Here is a 7,352-nt window from a genome sequence, read left to right as displayed (position 1 = left end):
CTTCATCAGCATGCAGGACCATTACAACCTCCTCTACCGGGAGGAGGAACGCGAGATGATCCCGCTCTGCCGGGACCTCGGCATCGGCATCATCCCCTGGAGCCCGCTGGCCCGAGGACTGCTGACACGAACCCGCAACACCGCGCACGCCACCTTGCGTTCCACCACCGACGAGTACGCACACCAGCTCTACACCCTCGACGATCTTGCCGCCGTGGATGCTCTCACCGCGGTCGCCGACAAGCGGGCTCTACCAACTGCCCAGGTCGCCCTGGCCTGGCTGCTCGGTAAACCCGGCATCACCGCGCCGATCATCGGAGCCACGAAGACCAAACATCTCGACGACGCCGTCGCCGCCCTCGACATCGCACTCGACGAAGACGATGTCAATCGGCTCGAAGCCTCCTACCGGCCGCACCCAATACGCGGACACGAGTAGGCCGGGTTTGACCGGAAGCCCGGTTCGAGCCCAATACGCAGGACACCGGAATCACCCGACAGCGCTGATGATGTGACAACGGCATAGGTGTGGGCCGCTACAGAGATGACGTCCTCCACGCCGCGCGATGGGTGTCGCGGGCGTCCATTCCTGATCGTTATGACTGACGCGGCCGCTACAGCGCTTCTTCCTGCACCACCCGCAGTACAGCCATCGTCTCGTCCAGCTCCCTGACGGCCGGGGTGTCCGTCCACGGCTCCAGCTGCTGCCGTGCGTCCCGGAGGCGTATCGCAAGCCGGACCGACCGGTTACGAACCGCCAGCTCGCTGGCCTGGCCCAGCGCGCGGGCCGCTTCCTCGATCTCACCATGCTGGATGTAGGCACTGCCCAGGTCAACCATCGTCATCGCGAGGTTACGCACGGACAGCGCCGGATCCAGGGTGGCGACCGAGGGCCCGATGATGGCCAGTGCCTCCGCCGGACGCTGCACGTGCAGCAGGCACTGGCCGCGGATACTGGCGAGGAACGCCTCGTCGTACCAGTAGCTCAGCGACGGGCGATCGTCGCGCAGAGCCAGCGCGCCCGCGGCCCGGTCAAGCTCCGCCATGCAGGCGTCGTACTCCCCAGCGGCGGCATAGGCACGGGCCGCCATGTCCCCGGTGTTGGCTTGTAGCGCCCGGTCCGGGGTACGCCACGCCCAGGCCACGGCAGCCGAAGCGTAGTCCACCGCCATGCGTGGGTGGCCCTGCCAGATCGCGGCATGAGCCATCTGGCACAGCGTGAAGGCGCCGAGTTCGGTGTTGCGGGCCTCATGGGCCGCAGCCCGGGCTTTCTCGAGGTGCGGCATGGCCGCCTTGAACTGGCCGAGATCGAAGATGAACTGGCCGGTAGCCCGGCACAGATCAGCGTAGACGGACAGCAGCCGGGGGCGCAGGTCGGGCGGACAGCCCTCCAGAAGGTGCCGGGCGAGACGACGCTGGTCGAGGACGGTGCGGAGCACGGCCTGCGGGCCCAGGGCATCATCCTGCCGTTGGGCGTGGTGCAGGACGTCCTCGATATGCCCGATGATCGCAGCGTCGACCCGCGACGGGGTGCCCAGCGCACCCAGCAGCCGGTCGGGTTCGGTCGTTGAACCAGCTACCAGGGGGATAGTTGCCGCAGCTGTTGCGGCTCGTCCCATCGACAGCAGGAACTGACGGCGTCTCACCGTGGTAGCCCAGGCGTGGAACAGACCCACAAAATCGTCATGGGCCAACTCCGTTGGCGGGACAGCCACGGGCCGGCCGTCGGCAGGAAAGGCTGATGGCTCGCTCCAGGATTCCCCCCGTAAGGCGGCAATCACATCCTCTGGCCAGTGTAGGTCGCGTACCGCGTGGCCGTGTGGGGGCTGGCTGGCCGCCGTGGGCTCGGGGACGCCTGTGGTGGCGGGCAGCTGACGCGTGTCGGTGAGAGCAGCCGGCCACTGCGCCGTCCGGTGGGGACCCGGCATCCTGAACCACAGCAGCTGGTCCGGAATACGCAGACACGCGGCCCAGCGCATGAGCCTGGCCAGATCGGTGGGAGGCGGCCCAGCTTCGATACGGCTGAGCTGTGCCTGCGTGAGGTCCATCCAGCCGGCCACGGTTTCCTGACTCAACGGTATGCCGTGGTAAGGATGAGCGCGGTAGGCGGCAATGACATGACCCATATGCCAGGCATCAAAGGCGTCGCGGAGCTGGTCGGTGTCCCAGAACGCCTCCGGTACCACGGGGGCACCCAGAATACGATCCTGGGCTGTGCGCTGACAGGGACCACACAGGCCGCCGGTATTGTCCCGGGCGAGACGGGTGCCGCAGCGGCAGTACCGGCGCGTGGCATGGTCCATGGGGCGCTCCCGGATGGTTTCTCGACGGGATGGGGTTTCCGTGGTCTCGGAGTGTATCTATCACGATGGGTAATAGCGATACCCGCCATACGGACAGCGCATGATGCCGAAACGGGAGACGTTTTGCCGGGGCGTGACACAGACCGCCACAGTGGCACGGGCGTCCGAAACCGGATCGCCAGGAATGCACTCCCGGTTTCGGACGCCCACCGATACGGCGATGGATCATTTATGGCGGAGGGATTATGCCCGAGGAATATCGATGCGTAGAACGCCGCGCGGTGCTACCGTGCCCGCCCCGGCCGGGTGGATCGGAGGCGGACAGACCGGCAATGTTCCCACCGGGAGTCAGCGGGCCGGCGCAGGTGGCCACAGAGCGTACGGCTGTGGTGGGTGGTGGGCTGGAAGCGTGGGAAGCCTCGGCGGATACGGGGCTGATGTCCCCGCTGCGCGTGGAGCTGGCCATCGGGGCAGCGCAGGCACAAGGGCGCACGGCCTGCGCGACCTTGGCGGCGGTAGCCGACCAGCTGCCCAGGATGGAACCGCAGCACAGGATGATGTTAACGCAGCGGCTCCACACGGTAGCCGGGGAGCTGGAGCGGCTCGTGGCATCCAGCGTGGCGATGACCAGGGCACCGGCTACCACCGAGCATGAGGCGGGCGGCCGGGAGCAGCCGCACCCCGAGCGGCAGGCCGCTCGGGGTGCGGAACCGATAGTGCACCCCCTGGCCCGGGTCCGGGCGGCGCACGGCTGGTCCTACCAGCAGCTGGCACGCCTGATTGCCCAGCAGGCCCGGCAGATGGGAGTAGCGAACATGGCGGCGGAGCGGCAGAAGATCTGGCGCTGGGAACACAAGGGAGTCGTGCCGGACCAGCTGTCCCAGCGGGCGTTGGCCGCGCTGCTGGGAGTGCCAGCGGAGGTCGTGGCGGCGCACCCGTGGCCAGCCTGGCTCCCGGTGAGAGACGACCCGGCGGTACTGCGCACGATGGAGGTCTCGGTGCTACGCACCCAGCTCCGGCTGGCGGTCCGGGCACTCGACGAGGCACAGGCCACCGGGGTGGAAGCGGGACCCAGCTGGTAGAGCCGGCGCTGGTGACGCTCGCGGGCGGGGAAGACGACTCCCGGTAGAAAAGGAAACGATCTATACAGCTACCGAACCAGAATGTATGTGCGCCGTGCTGCTCGCTCCGTGAGGCCGGGTTCCGCCAGGCCACAGACCTGCACGTCGTCTCCGTCGCCCCGATCCGCCACATCACCACCCACACGATCCGGGTCCACCGGTTCACCTGCCTGCTCGCCCTCGCGGTCGCCCACCGGATATGCCGCGAGACCGAACGCGCAGGCCAAGCCCTCTCGATGCCTGCCCCGCTCGGCGAGCTGGAGGAGATCGGCGAGACCATGCTGGTCCACCAGCGCGAACGCGGCCAGCCCCGCACCCGCCACATGGTCACCCGCATAAGCCCGGTCCCACCGCAGCTCTACGACCTGTTCGATCTTAAGAGGCACACACCCGAGCGCTGACGCGGATGATACACCCAAACAAGATCGACTTCTTTCTGGTCGGCGAAAACGCATGCGAGAGAAAAAGATCCTTGGAAGCGAGTTATCGGGAGATAATACAGGTACAGAACTGCGCGATATGGAAATCTGTGGGGGTGGCGACGGGGACAGGCACATCGGTTGATGCGCGTGCGAGTGACGGCGGGCTGGACTTTTTTGTCTCGTACGCGGAGGCCGACCAGGCGTGGGCGGAGTGGATTGCCTGGCAGATGGAGAACGCCAGCTACCGGGTGGTGCTGCAAGCATGGGATTTCCGTGCGGGTTCGCACCGTATCCAGCAGCTACATCAGGCGACAGCAAGGGCGGTGCGGACGGTGGCGGTGCTCTCAGCCGCCTACCTGACGTCGGCCTACGGGGAAGCCGCATGGCAAGCAGCCTGGGACACCGATCCCTCGGGTGCGCAACGCAGACTACTGACAGTCCGGGTGGAGGACTGCCCCCGGCCAGGACTGTTGGGGCACCTCATCGGGGTCGATCTGTTCGGCATCGACCAGCAGACCGCCCGGCAGCGGCTCCTGGCAGCGGTAGCCGGCGACCGCACCAAACCCTCGCATCCCCCGGTGTTTCCCGGCAGCCGGCCCGGCGAGGATGAGCGGCGGCCACCACGGTTCCCCGGGCCCTCGGAGGGATGGGAGGCGGTGTGGCAGCCGGGTCGGTCGCCGTTTCCGGGGTTGGCCGCGTTTGATGCCAGCCGGGCGCGGGTGTTCCACGGCCGGGACGAGGACACCCGGCTGCTGGTAAACCGGCTGGATAGCCCAAGGGGGGAATCAGCCGGTTTGCTGGTGGTGGTGGGCCCCTCAGGATGTGGTAAATCGTCGCTGGTCGCGGCCGGGCTCGCCCCGCGGCTGGCCAGCGATCCAGACTGGCTGGTGCTACGGCCGATGACCCCGGGCGGGCGTCCACTGGCCACGCTGGCCAGGGTGCTCGCCGCCGCTGGCCAACAGCAGGGTTTGGGCTGGGACGCCGATGCGCTGCTGGGCCGGCTCGCCGCGGAACCCGGGACTGTCGCGGAGATCGCCGCGGAGGTGTTAGGGGCGCTGGATCCGCCGGCGCGACGGTTGCTGCTGGTGATCGATCAGGCTGAGGAGCTGCTGGTCCGCAACGGCACGGCAGACCAGGAGCGATTTTTTGCCGTGGTGGCGGCGGCGACGGCCGGACCGGTGCGGGTAGTAGCGACGGTGCGGTCGGAATACCTCGACCGGCTCATCGCAACAGCAGCGCCAGCCGGGGTACGGGTGCGGGCTGAGGTCCTCCACCCCCTGTCCCGGGACCTCCTCCGCCTGGTGATCACGGGTCCGGCACGGCTGGCAGGGCTGACGGTCGACGACGAACTGGTCGCCCGGATGGTCGCTGACACCGGCGACGGACAGGCGCTGCCCCTGCTGGCGTACACCCTGCAAAGACTGTATGCGCAGGCCCACGCGGCGGGCACGACCATGCTGTCCGCTGCCGTGTACGCGGCGACGGGTGGGGTTCGGGGCGCGCTTGTCGACCACGCCGACGCCGCGCTCGGGGAAGCAGCCATCGTCACCGGCCATACCGACGACCAGGTCCTGACCGGCCTGCTCCGTCTGATCACTGTGGATATCGATGGCCATCCCACCCGCCGCCGAGTCCCCCTCGACGAGCTTCCCGACCCGGTCCGCGCCCAGTGGACACCGTTCGTAGCACGCCGACTCCTCGCTGTCGACGCGACCCCGGGTGGGCCGGTGACTGTGGAGGTCACCCATGAGCGGCTCCTGACCACGTGGAACCCTCTCGCCGATGCGATGGAACGGGCGGGCGACCGGTTGCGGCAACGCAGCCACGCCGAGACAGCCGCCAACAACTGGCAGCGCGGCGGCCGTCCGCATAGCCGGTTGTGGAACCTTGCTCTGGCCTCGTCGACGCTGACCGCGCTCCACCCCGACGAACTCACCCCCGCTATCCACGCGTTCCTGACCGCGAGCCGCCGTCACGCACGACGCCGTCTCGCCAGCGCCTTCACCCTCCTGACGGTCCTCCTGCTGATCACCACCAGTTTCGGGATCACCGCCTACCTACAGAGACGCACCGCTGAGGCACGCCGCCGGAGCGCGGTCGTTGATCGGCTACTCACCCTTGCCGACAACACCCGCACTGACGATCCGACCACCGCCCTGCGCCTGGGCATCGCCGCCGACAGCATCGCATCCCCCAGCCAGCACGACCGGATCCACGGGAACCTCGTAGAAACCCTTGCCAACAGCCCTTACCTGCACGCTCCCCTGACCGGCCACACCGGCTGGGTGTACGGGGTGGCCTTTGGCCCGGGAGGACTGCTGGCCTCCGCCAGCCTTGATCGGACGGTGCGGCTGTGGGACATATCCGACCCAGTCCACCCCCACCCCATGGGTGAACCGTTGACCGGCCATACCAGCTGGGTATATGGGGTGGCGTTTGGCCCAGGGGGGCTACTGGCCTCCGCCAGCTTCGATCGGACGGTGCGGCTGTGGGACATATCCGACCCAGCCCACCCCCACCCCATAGGTGGACCGTTAACCGGCCACGCTGACGCGGTGTCTGGGGTGGCGTTTGGGCCAAGGGGACTGCTGGCCTCCGCCAGCCTCGATCGGACGGTGCGGTTATGGGACATATCCGACCCAGCCCACCCCACCCCATAGGTGGACCGTTGACCGGCCACACCAGCTGGGTGTCTGGGGTGGCGTTTGGCCCAGGGGGGCTACTGGCCTCCGCCAGCGACGACCAGACGATACGGCTATGGGACACGCCCGCTCTCACACGGTTGCGGGACCACGCTGTCCAGGTCGCCTGCGAGCGTGCTGGCCGCGGCCTGAGCAAGGACGAATGGGCCCGCTACCTACCGGATGAACGGTACCGGGATACGTGCAACCCGGTGCACCGCTCCTCCTGAGTGCAGGGTTCCCAGGACGACGTGCGGCCAACCCGCAGGCAGACACGGAGCGTTACTAAATTGATCAACGTTTTGAGCCCGCACGATCTCCGATCAAACACGATCGTGCGGTTTGAGCCCGTGTTGAGCCCGCACACCCTGAACGATCTTCCATAGCGGATCACACAAACGGAATCACCACAGGTCACAGCCATGATCAAGCGTGGGCCGCCAGGGGCTCGAACCCTGAACCCAGAGATTAAAAGAACCTTGGCATACCTACCGGAACATGCCGGTCCGTACCAGGGAATGCCCGAACGTGCAGGCTGCGGCAATTACGGATGCCCGCGAGTATCGGACGCTGTCGGCCAGGTTCGCAGCGTCCGCACCCAGAATGAGCCCACAGCACCCATCGTTTCTCCGGATAACGGGCGATTACGTTTGTCACCCACAGTATTCGGTGAATCCCAGCAGGGGTGCGTCTCTTTGAGAGGTGGGTGATTCCGGGTCATCCCGGTCGTGCGGGGGCGAGTCCGAGGTCCGGGATGCTGGCGGGGTCGTAGCGGGCGAGGTGGTGCTCGGTGAGGTAGCGCTGCTTGTAGTAGGTCAGGTAGGC

The 7,352-nt window shown here is 67.4% G+C and carries 6 protein-coding genes; 4 read left to right on the top strand and 2 right to left on the bottom strand.

The features are described from left to right. A partial coding sequence (locus MJ797_RS24680; protein ID WP_239341791.1) for an aldo/keto reductase occupies nt 1-439 on the top strand: 439 nt, incomplete at its 5' end. Nucleotides 440-614: 175 nt separating this feature from the next. Here the strand turns inward: MJ797_RS24680 and MJ797_RS24675 are convergent. Beyond that, entirely contained in the window at nt 615-2,303 is a 1,689-nt protein-coding gene (locus MJ797_RS24675; RefSeq protein WP_239341788.1) for a hypothetical protein, read from the bottom strand. A 332-nt stretch (nt 2,304-2,635) separates the two neighbouring features. Here MJ797_RS24675 and MJ797_RS27665 point away from each other — a divergent pair, with 332 nt between their 5' ends. Beyond that, complete coding sequence (locus MJ797_RS27665; RefSeq protein ID WP_374582934.1) at nt 2,636-3,385, top strand: hypothetical protein; 750 nt, start codon at nt 2,636-2,638, stop codon at nt 3,383-3,385. Nucleotides 3,386-3,453: 68 nt separating this feature from the next. Here the strand turns inward: MJ797_RS27665 and MJ797_RS24665 are convergent, their stop codons facing one another. Beyond that, on the bottom strand, nt 3,454-3,810 hold the full coding sequence (locus tag MJ797_RS24665; RefSeq protein ID WP_239341785.1) for a hypothetical protein: 357 nt from the start codon (nt 3,808-3,810) through the stop codon (nt 3,454-3,456). A gap of 149 nt (nt 3,811-3,959) precedes the next feature. On the opposite strand from MJ797_RS24665, the gene MJ797_RS24660 reads away from it, so the two are divergent. Further along, nucleotides 3,960-6,506 (top strand): TIR domain-containing protein, encoded by a 2,547-nt coding sequence (locus MJ797_RS24660; RefSeq protein WP_239341784.1) that lies wholly within the window; start codon nt 3,960-3,962, stop codon nt 6,504-6,506. After that, nucleotides 6,470-6,757: a hypothetical protein gene (locus MJ797_RS27660; RefSeq protein ID WP_374582932.1), complete on the top strand. Its 288-nt coding sequence runs from the start codon at nt 6,470-6,472 to the stop codon at nt 6,755-6,757. Before MJ797_RS24660 ends, MJ797_RS27660 begins: the two co-directional genes overlap by 37 nt. The last annotated feature ends 595 nt before the right edge of the window (nt 6,758-7,352 follow it).

Origin of the sequence: Protofrankia sp. CiP3 (genome assembly GCF_917627345.1) — a bacterium.
Taxonomy (GTDB): domain Bacteria; phylum Actinomycetota; class Actinomycetes; order Frankiales; family Frankiaceae; genus Protofrankia.
This window is presented reverse-complemented; position numbering and strand designations above follow the sequence as displayed.

Bases quoted from the DNA above. Each gene is read 5' to 3' on its own strand.
- MJ797_RS27660 (WP_374582932.1), top strand. From the start codon at position 6,470: ATGGGACATATCCGACCCAGCCCACCCCACCCCATAGGTGGACCGTTG.
- MJ797_RS27665 (WP_374582934.1), top strand. From the start codon at position 2,636: ATGTTCCCACCGGGAGTCAGCGGGCCGGCGCAGGTGGCCACAGAGCGT.
- MJ797_RS24675 (WP_239341788.1), bottom strand. From the start codon at position 2,303: ATGGACCATGCCACGCGCCGGTACTGCCGCTGCGGCACCCGTCTCGCC.